The organism is Comamonas sp. C24C, assembly GCF_053345995.1.
Map to the genome: position 1 here is coordinate 97,704 of NZ_JBKFBC010000003.1, position 16,258 is coordinate 113,961.

The 16,258-nt window shown below is 63.9% G+C and carries 13 protein-coding genes and 1 pseudogene; 4 read left to right on the top strand and 10 right to left on the bottom strand.

Features of this window, described 5'->3' with window-relative positions; genetic code table 11:
• The 4 genes and pseudogenes from ACLBXN_RS07365 to yjgA form a co-directional block, all read right to left on the bottom strand.
• Nucleotides 1–819, bottom strand: a pseudogene (locus ACLBXN_RS07365) (ImpA family metalloprotease); the annotation flags it as partial.
• A gap of 515 nt (nt 820–1,334) precedes the next feature.
• The gene (locus ACLBXN_RS07370; protein ID WP_003069356.1) at nt 1,335–2,543 is read right to left on the bottom strand and encodes an ABC transporter substrate-binding protein; all 1,209 of its coding nucleotides are present in this window, start codon (nt 2,541–2,543) and stop codon (nt 1,335–1,337) included.
• A gap of 362 nt (nt 2,544–2,905) precedes the next feature.
• Nucleotides 2,906–3,517, bottom strand: a complete 612-nt coding sequence (gene mog / locus ACLBXN_RS07375) for a molybdopterin adenylyltransferase (RefSeq protein ID WP_447611683.1) — start codon at nt 3,515–3,517, stop codon at nt 2,906–2,908.
• On the bottom strand, nt 3,510–4,193 hold the full coding sequence (gene yjgA / locus ACLBXN_RS07380; protein ID WP_043004782.1) for a ribosome biogenesis factor YjgA: 684 nt from the start codon (nt 4,191–4,193) through the stop codon (nt 3,510–3,512). The genes mog and yjgA overlap by 8 nt, the downstream gene beginning before the upstream one ends.
• Nucleotides 4,194–4,258: 65 nt before the next feature.
• Here yjgA and pmbA point away from each other — a divergent pair, with 65 nt between their 5' ends.
• Nucleotides 4,259–5,680: a metalloprotease PmbA gene (gene pmbA, locus ACLBXN_RS07385; protein WP_447611684.1), complete on the top strand. Its 1,422-nt coding sequence runs from the start codon at nt 4,259–4,261 to the stop codon at nt 5,678–5,680.
• Nucleotides 5,681–5,737: 57 nt separating this feature from the next.
• On the opposite strand, the gene ACLBXN_RS07390 is transcribed toward pmbA, so the two are convergent.
• A complete protein-coding gene (locus ACLBXN_RS07390) occupies nt 5,738–6,091 on the bottom strand; it encodes a hypothetical protein (protein ID WP_043004784.1) in 354 nt (117 codons plus the stop codon).
• Between the two features lie 94 nt (nt 6,092–6,185).
• On the opposite strand from ACLBXN_RS07390, the gene ACLBXN_RS07395 reads away from it, so the two are divergent.
• From ACLBXN_RS07395 to ACLBXN_RS07405, 3 genes are all read left to right on the top strand, one after another.
• Nucleotides 6,186–6,740, top strand: coding sequence for a hypothetical protein (locus tag ACLBXN_RS07395; protein WP_043004785.1), 555 nt, complete (start codon nt 6,186–6,188; stop codon nt 6,738–6,740).
• A gap of 153 nt (nt 6,741–6,893) precedes the next feature.
• Nucleotides 6,894–7,778: an EamA family transporter gene (locus tag ACLBXN_RS07400; protein WP_419095628.1), complete on the top strand. Its 885-nt coding sequence runs from the start codon at nt 6,894–6,896 to the stop codon at nt 7,776–7,778.
• A 168-nt stretch (nt 7,779–7,946) separates the two neighbouring features.
• The gene (locus ACLBXN_RS07405) at nt 7,947–10,553 is read left to right on the top strand and encodes a sensor domain-containing protein (protein WP_447611685.1); all 2,607 of its coding nucleotides are present in this window, start codon (nt 7,947–7,949) and stop codon (nt 10,551–10,553) included.
• A gap of 150 nt (nt 10,554–10,703) precedes the next feature.
• On the opposite strand, the gene hpaI is transcribed toward ACLBXN_RS07405, so the two are convergent.
• From hpaI to ACLBXN_RS07430, 5 genes are all read right to left on the bottom strand, one after another.
• Entirely contained in the window at nt 10,704–11,507 is an 804-nt protein-coding gene (gene hpaI / locus ACLBXN_RS07410) for a 4-hydroxy-2-oxoheptanedioate aldolase (RefSeq protein ID WP_447611686.1), read from the bottom strand.
• Between the two features lie 63 nt (nt 11,508–11,570).
• Complete coding sequence (locus ACLBXN_RS07415) at nt 11,571–12,533, bottom strand: NAD(P)-dependent oxidoreductase (protein WP_447611687.1); 963 nt, start codon at nt 12,531–12,533, stop codon at nt 11,571–11,573.
• Nucleotides 12,530–13,684, bottom strand: a complete 1,155-nt coding sequence (locus tag ACLBXN_RS07420; RefSeq protein WP_447611688.1) for a sialidase family protein — start codon at nt 13,682–13,684, stop codon at nt 12,530–12,532. The genes ACLBXN_RS07415 and ACLBXN_RS07420 overlap by 4 nt, the downstream gene beginning before the upstream one ends.
• Nucleotides 13,685–13,847: 163 nt before the next feature.
• Complete coding sequence (locus ACLBXN_RS07425) at nt 13,848–14,840, bottom strand: Bug family tripartite tricarboxylate transporter substrate binding protein (RefSeq protein WP_167008851.1); 993 nt, start codon at nt 14,838–14,840, stop codon at nt 13,848–13,850.
• Nucleotides 14,841–14,882: 42 nt separating this feature from the next.
• The coding region (locus ACLBXN_RS07430) for an NAD-dependent succinate-semialdehyde dehydrogenase (RefSeq protein ID WP_447611689.1) at nt 14,883–16,258 on the bottom strand (1,376 nt) is incomplete at its 5' end.

Here is a 16,258-nt window from a genome sequence, read left to right on the forward strand (position 1 = left end):
GAACGGCGTGTCCTGGCCGAAGACAAAGACATCGATGCCTTCCCAGCAGCTGTTGGCGGGGTCGGTGATGGCGCAGCTCACCATCTCGGCCTTGCTGCCCAGGCGGGCGACCAGATTCGTGACCGAGGCCTGGCTGTAGTTCTGCGCCGCCATGCGCAGCGTGGCCGGCAGCGGACCTTGCGCCTTGCCGGTGGCAAGCCAGGTGAAGCTGCGCTTGAACAGGGGCAACTGCGCCTGATTGGCGCCCGAGGCCGTGGCGAGCTGTCCCATCAGGTCTTTGCCATAAGCCAGGGCGCGGCCATTCTGGGCTGTTGCCATGCTGGCCAGCACATTGCCGTTGTTGGCCACCAGCAGCGGGCTGGCGCTGGTGGACAGCAAGGGGCTGACGCGCTGGCTGTTGTTGCCGAAATCCAGGGCCGCGGCCGTGCTGTCATCCAGCAACTGGGCGAGCAGTCCTTGCTGCTGCACCCGGGTTTGCTGGATCAGCTGCGTTGCCGATTGCAGCAGCTCCGTCTGGTCTTCGGCCAGCAGCAGGCGGCTGTTGCCGGCAAGCAATGCCTGTTCTATGCGGCTGCTGGTCGGCGGCTCGGTGACCGGCGGCAGCACCGCAGGCGGATCGACTTCAGGAGGTGCGACCTCGGGAGGCGTGACGCCGGGAGTGCCGGGCTGCGAAGGGGTTTCGGTGCCAGGAGGCGTGGCGGAGGAGGAGTCGCCAGAGCCACCGCCGCCGCAGGCGGTCAGGGCAAGGCTTGCCAGGAGAGTCAGAGTCCAGCGTGGAAACATGAGTTTGGAAGTCAGGGCGCCGTAACTCGCAGCCATGCTGCGTTGCTACGGGTCAAAGAAACTACCTATTTTTAGGTAGTGAAACAGGCGTAAAGCCGATAAGGCGCGGCGCAGTGTAGCCTTGTCTGTGAGCTTTATTGAGCACGGCCCGGTGAGACTTCCCAAACCGAAACATGGCGTGGCAACCAGTTATTGACTCAGCACAAATGCCAATAGCGAAATAGGCTGCATCCAGGTGTTTTGTTAATAACTGATAAGTCCCGAGTGATGCAGTATTTTTTCTGTTGAAAATTGATTGAAATGTATGACTGAAAAAGGATTGACGCTTTTAAGTTGATAGCAAAATAATTCGTTGAAAAATTTGAATGTTTTATTTTGTAATTTATGTTTTAAATATGTGACTTATTCATTGAATTGGTATTCTTAGCGCTTTGATTTCAGCGGCGGATTTTTCAGGCGGCGCGGCCCTGGCTTGCTATTCGCACTGCTCGAGGCAGTAAAGAAAATGGGAGCCTGAGCTCCCATGTTTTTTCTGTCCACGCAAATCCGCTTTATCGCCAGTACTGGCATTTGCTTTCGGCCTTGGTAGTCCAGATCTGCTCGGCCGGCAGCTTCTTGATGATCTTGTAATAGTCCCAGGTGCCCTTGGACTCTGCCGGCGACTTGACCTGCATCAGGTACATATCGTGCACATAGCGGCCGTCTTCGCGGATATAGCCCTGGCCGAAGAAGTCGTCGATCTTGGTGCTCTTCAAGGTGGCCATGACCTTGTCGGCATCCAGCGTGCCGGCTTTTTCCACGGCCTTGAGGTAGTTCATGGTGGCCGAGTAGTCGGCGGCCTGGATCTCGCTGGGGCGACGCTGGGTCTTGGCCATGAAGGCGTCGGCAAACTTGCGCGAGCCGTCGTTCATGTCCCAATACCAAGGGGCGGTGAACTGCATGCCTTCGGTGTTCTTCAGGCCCAGGCTGTGGATGTCGCTGAAGAAGACGAGCAGGCCGGCCAGCTTCATGTTCTTGGTGACGCCGAACTCCTTGGCAGCCTTGATGGAGTTGATGGTGTCTCCGCCGGCATTGGCCAGGCCCAGAATCTGTGCCTTGCTGTTCTGTGCCTGCAGCATGAAGCTGGAGAAGTCGCTGGCATTGAGCGGCGTCTTGACCGAGCCCAGCACCTTGCCGCCGCGCGCTTCGATGATCTTGCTGGTGTCGGCTTCCAGGGCGTGCCCGAAGGCATAGTCGGCCGTCACAAAGAACCAGCTCTTGCCGCCCGTGTCCACCACGGCGCCGCCCGTGCCCTTGGCCAGGGCCACGGTATCGAAGGCGTAGTGCACGGTATAGGGGCTGCACTGTTCATTGGTCAGGGCCGAGCTGCCCGCGCCATTGTCGATAAAGACGCGCTTTTTCTCCTGCGCGACCTTGGCCATGGCCAGGGCCGTGGCCGAATTGGTGCCGCCGAACACCAGGCTGATGCCCTGGGTGTCTATCCATTCGCGGGCCTTGCTGGCCGCGATATCGGCCTTGTTCTGGTGGTCGGCCGTGAGCAGCTCGATGGGCTTGCCCAGCACCTTGCCGCCAAAGTCGTCAATTGCCATCTGTATGGCAACGGCACCGTTCTTGCCTTCCACATCGGCATAAAGGCTGGACATGTCGGTGATGAAGCCGATCTTGACTTTTTCCTGTGCCATGGCGGGAGCCGCGAAGGCCGCCGTCAGGGCGAGAGCCAGCAGGGAAGCAGTGGGCGCAGACTGGGACAAGCGATGCATGGAGTCTCCTGAAAATTATGAGAAATGTGGAGAGAGCGTGCAGTGTCCGGTCGGCGGGTGGCCGCCGTCGCTGCATCGCAGCAAACATGCTAGGGGCGGCCCATGCGTCTGGCATCGGGGCAAGCACTTGCGGGAAATCCCAAGGGACATACCTACTTTGATAGCTTCTATCGTTTGCCTTTAGTAGATTTCAGATGGTTTTATTGCTGAAATTCATGAATGAAAAGCGCAATGCGCTTTTATTTTGATAGCGGTTGCAGCGAGATACCGGCGGTACAGATGCCGCGCCAGCGCCATGAAAAAAGCAGCCCGTAGGCTGCTTTGGTAGAGGTTTTGGCAGGGATTGCACCCGGCGCTTCAGGCTAGGCCGTGCGGGGAGCGCGAATCGCGGTCTTGGGGCGAAAGGCCTTGCAAATCTCGTCATGGGTCTCGAGATAGGGACCTCCGATCAGGTCGATGCAATAGGGCACGGCGGCAAAAATGCCGTTGACCTTTTGCTTGCCGTCCGCGTCCTTGAGCCCTTCCAGCGTCTCGGCAATCGCCTTGGGCTGCCCCGGCAGATTGATGATCAGGCTGCTGCCGCGTATCACCGCCACCTGGCGCGAGAGGATGGCGGTGGGCACAAAGGCCAGGCTGATCTGGCGCATCTGCTCGCCAAAGCCCGGCATTTCCTTGTGGGCCACGGCCAGGGTGGCCTCGGGCGTCACATCGCGCAGCGCGGGGCCGGTGCCGCCGGTGGTCAGCACCAGGCTGCAGCCCGCATCCACCAGCTCGATCAGCGCCGCGCTGATGCCGGCCTGCTCGTCGGGAATCAGGCGCGGTTCGAACTGGATCGGGTTTTTGAGCGCGCGGTTCAGCCATTCCTGCAGCGCCGGCAGGCCCTTGTCTTCATAGACGCCGCTGCTGGCGCGGTCGCTGATGGAGACAATGCCGATCTTCACGGCATCGTGAAGATATACGGGCGCATCACTCATCGCCGTCGTCCTCGGCAGCCGCATCGGCCTTGCCGGCGCTGGCCAGCTGCTCGCGCACCAGCTGGAACAGGTCGCGGTAGGCGCGGCCCTTGCTGACTTCCTTGGGCTCGGCATCGGGACCGGCGGCAGCGGCCGCTGCGGCGGCTTGTTCCTTGGCTTTCTCGATGTCCTTGCGCGATTGGCGGATCAGCGAGCGCAGCTGTTGCACGTCGGAGCCGGGGAAATGCTCCAGCCAGATGGACAGGGCCGCTTCCTCGACGATGAGACGGTCGCGCCATTGCTCGGCCACCTGCAGCGACATTTTTTCGCTGGCCGAGCCATTGCGCTGCTCGTCCAGCGCCTGCTTGACGGCGGCGACCTGTTCAGGCGTCAGCTTGCGCATGAGCTTGCCCACATACTGGAGCTGGCGGCGCTTGCCTTCGAAGTTGGTGATGCGCTTGGCCTCGGCCAGTGCGTCGATCAACTGGTCGGACAGCTGCAGGCGCTTGAAGAGGTCGCTGCGCAGCGTCATCAGCTCCTTGCCCAGATCCTGCAGCGCATCACTTTCGCGCTTCAGGTCGGTCTTGGTGGAGTCGTAAGTGCCTTTGAGTTCGGCCTTCAGTTCAAGGTCCAGCTCGCTGCCTTCGGCAACGAACTTTCCGCGAACAAAATAGCCTTTGGTGGGTTTGCGTGACATGGTAAGGGGGCAATATCGGTGGCAGCGCAGAGGGCGCCGCAGTGGCGGCTATCATATCCGCCGCTATGAAAAAACCTCGCTCCAGCAATACAAGCACTTCCAGTGCACAGGCCCAATCCGCACCGCAAGCCGGTTTCAGCTTCAGCCAAGCCTTTTTTGAAGGCCTGGTGGACCAGGCCCTGAGCCACGCCAAGAAGCTGGGTGCGACGGACGCCGGCTCCGAGGCTTCCGAAGGCTGCGGCCTGTCGGTCAGCGTGCGCAAGGGCCAGCTGGAGACCGTGGAGCGCAACCGCGACAAGTCGCTGGGCGTGACCGTCTATCTGGGCCAGCGCCGGGGCAATGCCAGTACCTCGGACTTCTCCGAGGCCGCCATCAAGCAGACCGTGCAGGCCGCCTACGACATCGCGCGCTTCACGGCCGAAGACCCGTTTGCCCGCCTGCCCGACAGCGCCGATATCGCGCTGCCCGGCACGCACCGTGATCTGGAGCTGTTCCACCCCTGGGACATTACCAGCGAGCAGGCCGCCGAGATGGCGCTGCGCTGCGAGGAGGCCGCCTTCAAGACCCACCGCCGTGTGAGCAACAGCGAGGGTGCGGGCGTTTCGGCCCAGCAAAGCCATTTCTTCACGGCACATACCAACGGTTTTCGCGGCGGCTACGCCAGCTCGCGCCACAGCATGTCGGTGGCGCCCATCGCCAAACTGCCCGGCAAGAATGGCGAGATGCAGCGCGACTACTGGTACAGCTCCATGCGCAATGCGGTCGATCTGGCCTCGCCCGAGGCCGTGGGCCGCTATGCCGCAGAGCGCACGCTGAGCCGTCTGGGCAGCCGCAAGATTCCGACCATCGAATGCCCGGTGCTGTTCGAGTCGCCCCTGGCCGCCGGCCTGCTGGGCAGCTTTGTGCAGGCCGTCAGCGGCAGCGCGCTGTATCGCAAAAGCACGTTCCTGCTGGACTCCATGGGCAAGCCCATCTTCCCCAAGCACATCGATATCGAGGAAGACCCGTTCGTCCTGGGCGGCAAGGGCAGCTCGCCCTTCGACGAGGAAGGCGTGCGCGTGCAGGCCCGCAAGGTGGTGGATGCCGGCCGCGTGGAAGGCTATTTCCTGTCCAGCTACTCGGCGCGCAAGCTGGGCATGAAGACCACGGGCAATGCCGGCGGTTCGCACAATCTGGTCATGACTTCGCGCCGCACCAAGGCGGGCGACGATCTGGACGCCATGCTCAAGAAGCTGGGCACGGGTCTGTTCGTGGTCGAGCTGATGGGCCAGGGCGTGAACTATGTGACCGGCGACTATTCGCGCGGTGCCAGCGGTTTCTGGGTGGAGAACGGCGAGATCGCCTTCCCCGTGGACGAAATCACGATTGCCGGCAATATGAAGGACATGTTCAAGGGCATCGAGGCCATCGGAGCCGATGCCTATAACTACGGCGCCAAGACCGTGGGCTCCATCCTTGTCAATCGCATGAAGGTGGCGGGCAGCTGATCGCCGCAGATCGCTCCATGAAAAAAGCAGCCGGTGGCTGCTTTTTTTGTGTCTGCATCAGCTCTCGGCGGCGGCCTGAACAATGCAGTGCGAGAGCTTCTCGAAATGCTTGTGCGCATCGGCACTGAGCTCGATCTGCTTGCGTCTGGCATCTTCGGTGTCGGCCAGCAAAATCCAGCCTTTTTGGCGCATGGACTTCAGGCGGGTGTGAATCGTGGCTGGAGATCCCAGTTCACGCTGGGCCATCAGATCCCGGACGCAAAGTCGCTCCTGGCGCGTGCCGGCATTGGCAATCTGCTCCAGCAGGCGCTCTTCCAGCGGGTCCAGTGCGGGCAGCATCGGCAGGTTGCGGATGGTCGCTGCCAGGTGCAGAAAGCGTAAATAGATATCGGCAGACAGGGACTTTGACATGAGAAGGCAAAAACAGACGACGTGCCGCTAATGAAAAGCGAATAAACGGCACTCATAATACTGCGCAGACAGTGAACAGGGTCGGCGGCAGCGCATGAAGAACATTTGGACGCAATTTTCGGTGGCGGTAATCACGGCTTTGCTGTTCTTGGCGATGCTGGCCTTGAATCAGTGGATTTTCTCCGAATTGGAGTTTGTCAGAGGCGTCAACTGGATTTACCTGCCTGCAGGTGCGCGTTTACTTTGTACCTTGCTTTTTGCGGAAGCGGGCGTGGTCGGGCTTTTTCTCGTGTCATGGCTGGTCTGCAACTTTTACTTCTTTCCGGATGACGGCTTGCGCGCTTTTGCGGGCGGCATCATGGCCACGCTTGCCCCTTATGGCACCTATTGCGCGGCCCGCAAATGGATGGGGCTCGGCCGCTCCCTCAGCCACCTCACGCCACAGCGCCTGCTGTGGCTCAGTGTGATCTACGGGCTGAGCAATGCCTTGCTGCACCAGGCCTGGTCTGTCGTCAGAGGGGATGGATTCCAGCTGGACCAGCTTCTGGTGATGATTGTGGGCGACTTCAGCGGGACCCTGATCGTGCTGTATGCCTTCAAGGCCTTGCTCATGCTGCCGATCAAGATGGATCGCTATCTGCTCAAGTAACGCCGTTGCCTGCGGCTGGCGGCCGGCCCCTTGTCCGATTTGCCCTCTGCGTCGGCAGCTTGACGGATGGCAAGTCATACTAGGGGGCTTGATCGGGAAAATCCAACAATAGTCGTCAGTGTCATGAGTTCTGCATCCTCGCCCACCTCCGGCATGAGCCGTCCGGACTGGCTCAGCGCCATCATCGTCATCGTGGTCTGGGGTCTTAATTTCGTGGTCATGAAGTGGGGCTTGGCCAAGCTCTCGCCGCTGCTGCTGTGCGCGCTGCGCTTTGCCGCGGCATCGTTGCCGTTTCTGCTGTTCGTGCGCCCGCCCAAGAATCTTTCCTGGGGCTTGCTGGCTGCCTATGGGTTGGTGCAGGGGGTAGGGCAGTTCGGCCTGCTGTTCACCGGCATGAAGCTGGGCATGCCTGCCGGCATGGCATCCGTGGTGCTGCAGACCCAGGCCTTCATCACCATGCTGCTGGCGGCTGCGTTCCTGCAGGAAAAGCCGCAGCGCTGGCAATGGCTGGGCTTGCTCATCGCTCTCGCAGGGCTGCTGCTGATCGGCGCCGCCCATGGCGAGGGGGCATCGGATATGACCCTGGTCGGCTTTGTACTGACCGTGGGTGCCGCCGCCATGTGGGCGGGCTCGAATCTGCTGACGCGCGTGGCGGCCCGGCAAGGCTCTTATGAGCCCGTGTCCTTCATCGTCTGGACCAGCGTCTTCCCCATGCTGCCGCTGCTGGCGCTGTCGGTATGGGTGGATGGCACGGATTCTGTGGCTTCGCAGCTGGGCTCCATAGGCTGGAGCGAGCTGGGTGTGATCGCCTATCTGGCCTTTCTGTCCACCTTGCTGGGCTATGGCCTGTGGACCCGGCTGCTGCAGCGCTACGCTGCCAGCACCGTGGCCCCTTTGTCGCTGCTGGTGCCGGTGATCGGTTTGCTGTCGGCCATGCTGCTGCTGGGAGAGTCGCCCAACGGCCTGCAATGGCTGGGTACGCTGGGCGTTCTGCTGGGCATGGTGGTCAACCAGTTTGGCGGCAGATGGCGGCGTTGAGCTGCAGGTCAGGGACTGTTGCCGATCCCGGTTTTTTTGATCACTCGGCTTGAATCACGAATATTGAATCTCGTATTCGTCATTATTATTGCTGGCATTCATATAAAAGCATGACTTTCCATCCCGGATTCGAGCCGGCCCAGGATGTGAACATGCAAAGGAATAATGATGCGTGAGGGAGATATTGGCGCGATGCCTCCAGAGCTGCAGCTGGCCCGGTTGCAGGCTTTGGATCGGGTCATGGCCATGGCCGAGTTCGGCCTAGATGGGGTGCTTTGCCGCGCCAATGACAACTATCTGCAGCTCATGGGCCTGACGCGTGAGCAGTGTCTGGGTCGTGCGCATCGCAGCTTTTGCTCTGCGCATCTGGCAGGTAGTGCCAGATATCGGGAAATCTGGGCCCATCTGTGCGCGGGCAATGCCTATTCCGGCGTGGTGGAGCGATTGCGCAGCGATGGCAGCAGTTGCTGGCTGGAGGCGACCTATTCACCGGTGATGGATGCCCAGGGGCGGGTGGCGCATATCCTGAAGATCGCCACCGACGTCACCCAGCGGCGTGCCCGGGAGCAGGCGCAGCAGGAGCATCTGCGTCGCCTGTCCCTGGTGGCCGATGCCTCCGATACGGCGGTCGTCATCAGCGACGGAGCCTCGCGCATCGTGCATGTCAACGGCGGCTTCACGCGCATGTTCGGCTGGCGCACCGAGGAGGTTGCGGGACGCACGCCGATTGCCTTGCTGGCGCCTCAGGTGTCCGAGACTTTCGTGGATCGTTACCGTTCGGATTTGCGCGCCGGCCAGCCCGTGGGGCGCGAGGAAATCGTGGTCGGCAAGCACGGCCAGCGCTACTGGGCCAAGGTCATCAGCAACCCCATCCTCGACGCCGACGGACACTGGCAATACACGGTGTCCATGCTGACCGACATCACTCGCTCCAAGATGCACGAGGCCTTGCAGCACCGCGTGCTGGAAGCCATGGCGCGCGAGCGGCCACTGGCGGAGGTGCTGGAGATGGTGTGCCTGGAAGTCGAGAGAATCGCGCCCGAGGTAACGGCATCGATTCTCGAGGTCGATGCCCAGGGTCTGCTTCATCCGCTGGCCGGGCCAAGCCTGCCCCAGTCCTATTCGGCGCTGCTCGACGGACTGGCCATAGGCCCGAACGTGGGCTCCTGCGGAACCGCAGCATGGCGCAATGCGCCGGTGCTGGTGGACGATATCGCGCAGGATCCGCTGTGGGCGGATTTCAGCCACCTGATCCTGCCGCTGGGGTTCCAGGCCTGCTGGTCCACGCCTATCTGCAACAGCGAGGGCAAGCCGATAGGCACTTTCGCGTTCTATTACCGGGAGCCGCTGACGGGCGGCGCCTCGGCGTTTCATCAGCAGCTGGTGGATGCCTGCATCCACCTGTGCGCCCTGGCGCTGGAGCGCGAACTGTCGCGCGCACGCATCCGCCAGCTGGCTTTCTACGACGGCCTGACCGGATTGCCCAACCGCAGCCTGCTGCAGGCCAAGGCCGATCAGGCGATTGCGTCGGCCGCGGTCCACGATGCGCAGCTGGCCGTGCTGTTCATCGATCTGGACCGCTTCAAACAGGTCAATGACTCTCTGGGCCATCCTGTGGGGGACGAATTGCTGCGCAGTGTCGCAGCGCGATTGCAGCGCGTGCTGCGCAGCTCCGATATTGCCGGGCGCCTGTCGGGTGACGAATTTGTGGCCGTGCTGCCGCACTGCGATGCGGAATATGTGGCCAATACCATCGAGCGCCTGCAGGAACTGCTGGCCGAGCCCCTGAACATTGCCGACACCTCGCTGGCCATTTCCGCCAGCGTCGGCATAGCCATGTTCCCCTCGGATGGGCGAGATATGGAGACCCTGGTGCACAGGGCCGACATGGCCATGTACCAGGCCAAGAGCAAGGGGCGGGGCCGTTTCTGCTTCTTCAGCAGCGAAATGAACCGTCTGGCCCAGGAGCGCCTGGCCTTGGAGACCGCATTGCGCAAGGCGCTCAAAAGCGGTGGCCTGCGCCTGCACTACCAGCCCCAGATCGAGACGGCCACCGGTCGTCTGTATGGCGTGGAGGCCCTGGCGCGCTGGAGCCATGCGGAGCTGGGCGAGATTTCGCCCGCCCGCTTTATCCCGCTGGCCGAAGAATGCGGGCTGATTGCCGACCTCGGAAGCTGGGCGCTGGAGGAGGCCTGCCGCCAGCTGTCGCAATGGCGAGCCAAGGGAATGGAAGTCCCTGCGGTGTCGGTCAATCTGTCGCCATCGAGTTTTCACAACCTGGACCTGCCGCGGATGATCGCCGATACGCTGGACCGCAACGACCTGGTGCCGCAGGACCTGACCCTGGAGCTGACGGAAAGCATTCTGCTGGACACCAATCCCAGCACCATGAAGACCATTAACGAGGTGCATGCACATGGCGTGCGTCTGTCCATGGACGATTTCGGCACCGGCTATTCCAGCCTCAGCTATCTGCGCCGACTGCCGGTCAGCGAACTCAAGCTCGATCGCAGCTTTGTGGCCGATCTTGAGCACGACGAAGCGGCCCGTGCACTGAGCAGTGCCATCCTGGGCATCGGCAAGAGTCTGCATCTGACCGTGGTGGCCGAAGGCGTGGAGACGCCGACGCAGAGCGTGATGCTGTGCGAGCAGGGCTATCCGGTGGCGCAGGGCTATCTGTTCGCCAGGCCGCTGGCGCCGCAGGAGTTCGAGCATTGGCTGGCTGCCAACGCAGCCTCCCCGGTGCAGACGGCCTACGGAGCCATGGCCGCATGAACTTGCCGCAGCGGGCAGGTGCATGAGGCGCGTCAGCTGGGATGTGGAGCTGCTTGGCAGCTTCACATCTGGCTGACCTGATGATTGACGACAACGCAGCCTGCAGGCCGGTACGGGCCCGGCCGAGGCTGCTGCGCCTGTCTCCTGGCTTTAGTAGGCCGCACCTGGCCGAGCCGGAGCGGCGATGGTTGCGCCGGCAAACTGGCTGCGCAGCTTGCGCGCGGCGTTCACGAACATCAGCACGTCCACGCCCACGGCCACAAAGCTGCAGCCCAGATCCAGGTAGCGCTGTGCCAGCGCGGGGTCAGAGGTCAGCGTACCTGCCGCCTTGCCGCTGGCAATGATGGTCCGCATCGCGGCCTCTATGGCAGCCTGCACTTCAGGGTGGCCGGGGTTGCCGCGGTGGCCCATGGAGGCCGCCAGGTCGGCCGGGCCTATGAAGACGCCGTGCACGCCATCCACGGCGCAGATGGCTTCGAGATTTTGCAGGGCTGTGGTGGTCTCGGCCTGCACCAGCAGGCACACCTCGTCATCTGCCACATTCAGATAGTCGCTGCGGCTGCTCCATTGAGAGGCGCGTCCCACGGCACTGCCTACGCCGCGCACGCCCAGGGGCGGGTATTGCGTGGCGGCCACGATGGCCCGGGCCTGGTCTGCCGTGTCCACCATGGGCACGAGCAGCGTCTTGACGCCTATGTCCAGCATCTGCTTGATCAGGGCCGTGCTGCCTTCCACCACGCGCACCACGGGCTGGGCCGGGTGCGGGGCCGCTGCATGCAGGGCGCCCAGGGTGCTGCGCAGATCGTTGGGCGCATGCTCGCCGTCGATCAGCAGCCAGTCATAGCCCGTGGTGGCGGCCGCTTCGGCCAGATAGGGGTCGGCCATGGACAGCCATAGTCCGATCTGGGGCTGGCGGGCGGAGAGGGCGGTCTTGAACGGGTTGTATGCAGGCATGCTTTTCTCGGTTTGACTATTCATGGCGTGGCATGGGGCCACGGCGATGCAGGAGGCACTGGTTCACAGCAGGTGGCCGGCAGGCAGTGGCCTGCCTGCCAGGTGGTCGACGATATTGGCGGCGGTCAGCGTCGCCACCCGCAGCGCTGCCTGGCGCGTCACGCCGGCCACATGAGGCGTCAGCAGCACTTGCGGCAACCGGGCCAGCGGATGGCCCTGGGGTAGCGGCTCGATGTCGAAGGTGTCGAGTCCGGCGCCGCCCAGATGGCCGCTTTCCAGTGCTGCCAGCAGCGCGGTCTCGTCGACCACGGGGCCGCGTGCAGTGTTGATCAGCAGGCTGCCCGGGCGCAGCAGCGCCAGTTCGTTCGCGCCTATCAGGCCGCGTGTCTGCTCGGTCAGCGGGCAGTGCAGACTCAGTATGTCCACGCGGGGCAGCAGCTGGCGCAGATCGGGGTCGCAGTCAAAGCCGTCTGCCTGGCCTGCGGGGCGCAGCACCAGCACCTTGGCGCCCAGGGCTGCAGCCAGCTGCGCGGTGGCGCGGCCGATGGCTCCATAGCCGACGATGCCCACCGTGGAGCCGCGGAAGTCGCGGCCCTGCCAGTTGCTGCCGGCCCAGCCGCCGGCGCGCACCTGCTGGTCCAGCTGAGGCAACTGGCGCACCAGCGCCAGCATCAGCGCCAGTGCATGCTCGGCAACAGCGGGGGCATTGGCGGCTTGTGCCACGGCCACGGCCACGCCTCGGGTACGCGCAGCTTCCATGTCAACGCTGTCCACGCCGGCCCCGTTCTTGGCCACGATGCGCAAGGCGGGGGCCGCCCGCAGCACGGCGGCGCTCACAGGCTTGGAGCCGCGCAGCACCAGGGCCTGGGCGCCAGTCTGCGCCAGCCGCTCTGCCAGGCTTTCCGCAGTGATGGGTTCGGCCATGAAATGGATCCGTCCGCCGGCTTGCTGCACCACGGTCTGGGCTTCGGGCGCCCAGTGCTCGGCGGTGACGAGAACATTGAATGGAGTGGAGGTTGTGGTCATGCTTGTTCGCTCACCCAGTCCGGCTGCACGCGCACATGGCGGATATGCTGGCGGAACACGGTATAGGCCAGATGCAGCGCGCCGTCGACGCCCTGGCGGATGGAGGGGTAGGAGTATTCGCGATTGCGGCCGTGCTCGGAATCATTGCTCATGCACCAGCCGTCGCCCACCTCGAGGTTGCGTTGCCAGGGCCAGCTCAGGCCGTCGTCGGCCGACAGGGCCAGCGTCATGGGCGCACGCGGAGCGCCCCAGAATGCTCGGCGCTCGCCGGCTGCAGCCTTGGCTGGTGTTGCCGAGCTATCGCCCAGCTCGTCATAAAGCGACTCGCGCCGCTGCGTGGCATTGGCGGCGCTGCTGGCGTTGAAGATCATGGCCAGACGCCCGTCGGCCAGACGCAAGGCCTGGATGGATGAGTTGTTGTTCGGCAGCTCCGTGGCCTCGGGCTCCTGCCAGCTCAGGCCGCCGTCGTCGCTGCGGCTGCGGTAGACATGGTCGGCCCAGCGGCTGCGAAAGAACGCCAGCAGGCCGCCGTCTGAAGCCTGCACGATGTTCATGTGAACGCAGCCCAGGCTGCCGGGCACGGCAATGCGCTGCCAGCTGCGTCCCTGATCTGCCGAGCGCAGCACGCCGCTGTCGTCGTGGCTGCCGTCCCAGGCCTGGCCCGGCTGGGCGCGGCAGTGGAAGACCGGCAGCAGCCAGCTGCCGTCCGTATGGACATGGATGGGTTGGCGCACGAAGGTGCCGGCAGGGGCATCGGCCAGCGTCTCTGTGGGCTCCCAGCTCAGGCCCTGGTCGCGAGACAGGCGCCGGCGCACCACCGAGGTGTTCTGGTGCCCCGAGTGCTGGGCCGTATGCAGCAGCCACAGTTCACCGCCCGGTGCGGGAAACAGCACGGGGTTCTGTTCGGAGCGTTCGGCATCATGGGAGAGCTGGATGGGCTCGGACCACTGCGCTGTACCGGGGGCAAGGCGCGACATGAAGACCGAGATGTCGGAGCGGCCTTCCATGGAGCCGCCGAACCACACGCAGCCCAGGGTGCCGTCGTCCAGCACCATCAGATTGGCGGCATGGGCCTGCACACAGGGCGAGGGCAGGTCCGCCACCAGGCGGTCCGGGTCTTCGGCATGTGGGCGCAGCAATCCATCAAGCATTGGTTTTCCTTGGTTTGTCATGACACTGTGCTGTCTTCAATATTCCTGTTTGCGGCGCGGGCTTATGGATGGGGCCGGGAAAGAGCCAGTGCCGTCCATCCAGCCCGTGCCGCCCCGCAGCGAGGAGAAGAGAGAACCTCATCTGCTGCGGGTGCGTGGCATGTCAATCGGCCTTGATCTTCGCTGTCTTGATGAGACCGCCCACGCGCTGGTATTCACGGGGCACGAAGGCGCGCAGCTCAGTGGCATCACCGCTGCCCGGGGTCACACCCAGATCGCGCAGCTTGGAGACCACCTCTGGCTGCTTGAGGGCCTTGGCCAGTGCACCGGAGAGCTTGGCGCTGACGTCGGCGCTGGTCTTGGACGGAGCAAACAGTGCGTACCAGGCCGAGAACTCGAACTGTGGGTAGCCGGCTTCGGCGAAGGTCGGCACATTGGGCAGCTCGGGCAGACGGGTGGTGGAGCCCACGGCCAGGGCGCGCACCTTGCCGCCGCGCAGCAGAGGCATGGAGTTGGTCGCGGTATCGAAGATGACCGGAATGCGCCCGCCGATCAGATCCACGATGTGGGCATTGCCGCCCTTGTAGGGCACGTGGGTCATGGGGACCTTGGCGATGGACACGAACAGTTCGCCGGCCAGGTGCAGCGGCGAGCCGTTGCCCGAGGAGCCGTACATCACGGCCTGCGGGTCCTTGCGGGCCGCTTCCACCACATCCTTGAGCGATTTGTAGGGCGAGTCGTTGGCGGTGATGGCGATGATGGGGGCGCTGCCGATCATGCCGATGGGCTCGAAGTCCTTGACCGGGTCGTACTCGGTCTTGATCAGATGCGGGCTGGCGGCGTGCGTGGCCAGGCCGCCGACAAGCAGCGTGTAGCCGTCGGCCGGCGCGCGCGCCACGATGCCCGCGCCCAGCAAGGCCCCGGCACCGGGCCGGTTGTCCACCACGCTGGCAGTTCCCAGTACCTCGCCCATCTTCTGGCCGACCAGCCGCCCCAGCATGTCATTGGCGCCGCCCGCAGGATAGGGCACCACAAAGGTGATGGGCTTGCTCGGGAAGTTTCCCTGGGCCTGTGCCAGCGGCATGGCACCGGTCAGGGCCAGTGCTGCCAGCGCGCCCAGCACGGGCCTGCGGGTGAGGTATCGGGATTTGCTCATGGTTTGTCTCCTGTTGTGAATGGTTCTAGCGACCGTGTTGCGTCAATCCAGTTGTCCCTGGCAGACGTATTTGATATGCAGGTAATCGTCGAGCCCGTGAGTGGAGCCTTCGCGGCCGTAGCCCGACTCCTTGACGCCGCCAAAGGGGGCGGCCTCTGCGGCCAGCGCGCCTTCGTTGACGCCCACGATGCCCGACTCCAGGGCATCGGCGACACGCCAGATGCGGCGTATGTCCTGGCTGTAGAAATAGGCGGCCAGACCGAACGGCGTGTCGTTGGCGGCGGCGATGACCTCGGCCTCGTCGTCGAACACGGTCAGCGGAGCCACGGGCCCGAAGGTTTCTTCGCAGGCGCAGGCCATGGAGGCAGTGGCGCCTGAGAGCACGGTGGGGGCGTAGTAGGTGGGGCCCAGATCCGTCAGGCGCTTGCCGCCGGTGAGCACCTTGGCGCCCCTGGCCACCGCGTCCTCCACATGGCGGGCGATCTTCTCGACCGCGCGGTCATTGATCATGGGGCCGATCTGCGAGACCGGGTCGCTTGCCGGGCCCACGTGCAAGGCTGCCACGCGGGCGCTGAGTTGCTGGGCAAAGGCCTCGTACACCGAGCGGTGCACAAAGACGCGATTGGGGCAGACGCAGGTCTGGCCGCCGTTGCGGAACTTGGCGGCCATGAAGCCGTCCACGGCAGCTGCCACATCGGCATCCTCGAAAACGATGAAGGGCGCATTGCCGCCCAGCTCCAGCGACAGCTTTTTCAGCGTGTCGGCGCTGCGGCGCGCCAGGTGCTTGCCCACGGGCGTGGAGCCTGTGAAGGTGATCTTGCGCACGCGGCTGTCGTCCAGCCACTGGTCCACCACCTCGGGCGTGCGCTCGCGCGAAGCCGTGACGATGTTGAGCACCCCGGCCGGTACCCCGGCTTCGTGCGCCAGCAGCACCAGGGCCAGTGAAGTCAGCGGCGTGTCCTCGGCCGGCTTGCAGACCACGGTGCAGCCCGCGGCCAGGGCCGGCGCGATCTTGCGCGCAATCATGGCGGCCGGGAAGTTCCAGGGTGTGATGGCGGCGACCACGCCCACGGGCTCGCGCAGGGCGAACATGCGCCGGCCCGGTACGGGCGCGGGAATGACTTCGCCGTTCATGCGTGTGGCGGCCTCGCCGAACCATTCGATGTAGCTGGCGGCATAGGCCACTTCGCCCTTGCCTTCGGCCAGCGGCTTGCCCTGCTCCAGCGAGATCAGCGCTCCCAGATCGTCCTGATGGGCCAGCACCAGGTCGTTCCAGCGCTTGATGATGGTTGCGCGTTGCTTGGCCGGCAGCTTGCGCCAGGCTGGCAGCGCCGCCTGGGCGGCATCCACGGCGGCGCGCGCGTCGGCTGCACCTGAATCAGGTACGTCGGTAATGGTGCTGCCCGTGGCCGGATCGG

What these genes read in the sequence shown, in the direction of transcription:
- ACLBXN_RS07370 (WP_003069356.1), bottom strand. Translation starts at nt 2,543, where the DNA reads ATGCATCGCTTGTCCCAGTCTGCGCCCACTGCTTCCCTGCTGGCTCTC.
- mog (WP_447611683.1), bottom strand. Translation starts at nt 3,517, where the DNA reads ATGAGTGATGCGCCCGTATATCTTCACGATGCCGTGAAGATCGGCATT.
- yjgA (WP_043004782.1), bottom strand. Translation starts at nt 4,193, where the DNA reads ATGTCACGCAAACCCACCAAAGGCTATTTTGTTCGCGGAAAGTTCGTT.
- pmbA (WP_447611684.1), top strand. Translation starts at nt 4,259, where the DNA reads ATGAAAAAACCTCGCTCCAGCAATACAAGCACTTCCAGTGCACAGGCC.
- ACLBXN_RS07390 (WP_043004784.1), bottom strand. Translation starts at nt 6,091, where the DNA reads ATGTCAAAGTCCCTGTCTGCCGATATCTATTTACGCTTTCTGCACCTG.
- ACLBXN_RS07395 (WP_043004785.1), top strand. Translation starts at nt 6,186, where the DNA reads ATGAAGAACATTTGGACGCAATTTTCGGTGGCGGTAATCACGGCTTTG.
- ACLBXN_RS07400 (WP_419095628.1), top strand. Translation starts at nt 6,894, where the DNA reads ATGAGCCGTCCGGACTGGCTCAGCGCCATCATCGTCATCGTGGTCTGG.
- ACLBXN_RS07405 (WP_447611685.1), top strand. Translation starts at nt 7,947, where the DNA reads ATGCGTGAGGGAGATATTGGCGCGATGCCTCCAGAGCTGCAGCTGGCC.
- hpaI (WP_447611686.1), bottom strand. Translation starts at nt 11,507, where the DNA reads ATGCCTGCATACAACCCGTTCAAGACCGCCCTCTCCGCCCGCCAGCCC.
- ACLBXN_RS07415 (WP_447611687.1), bottom strand. Translation starts at nt 12,533, where the DNA reads ATGACCACAACCTCCACTCCATTCAATGTTCTCGTCACCGCCGAGCAC.
- ACLBXN_RS07420 (WP_447611688.1), bottom strand. Translation starts at nt 13,684, where the DNA reads ATGCTTGATGGATTGCTGCGCCCACATGCCGAAGACCCGGACCGCCTG.
- ACLBXN_RS07425 (WP_167008851.1), bottom strand. Translation starts at nt 14,840, where the DNA reads ATGAGCAAATCCCGATACCTCACCCGCAGGCCCGTGCTGGGCGCGCTG.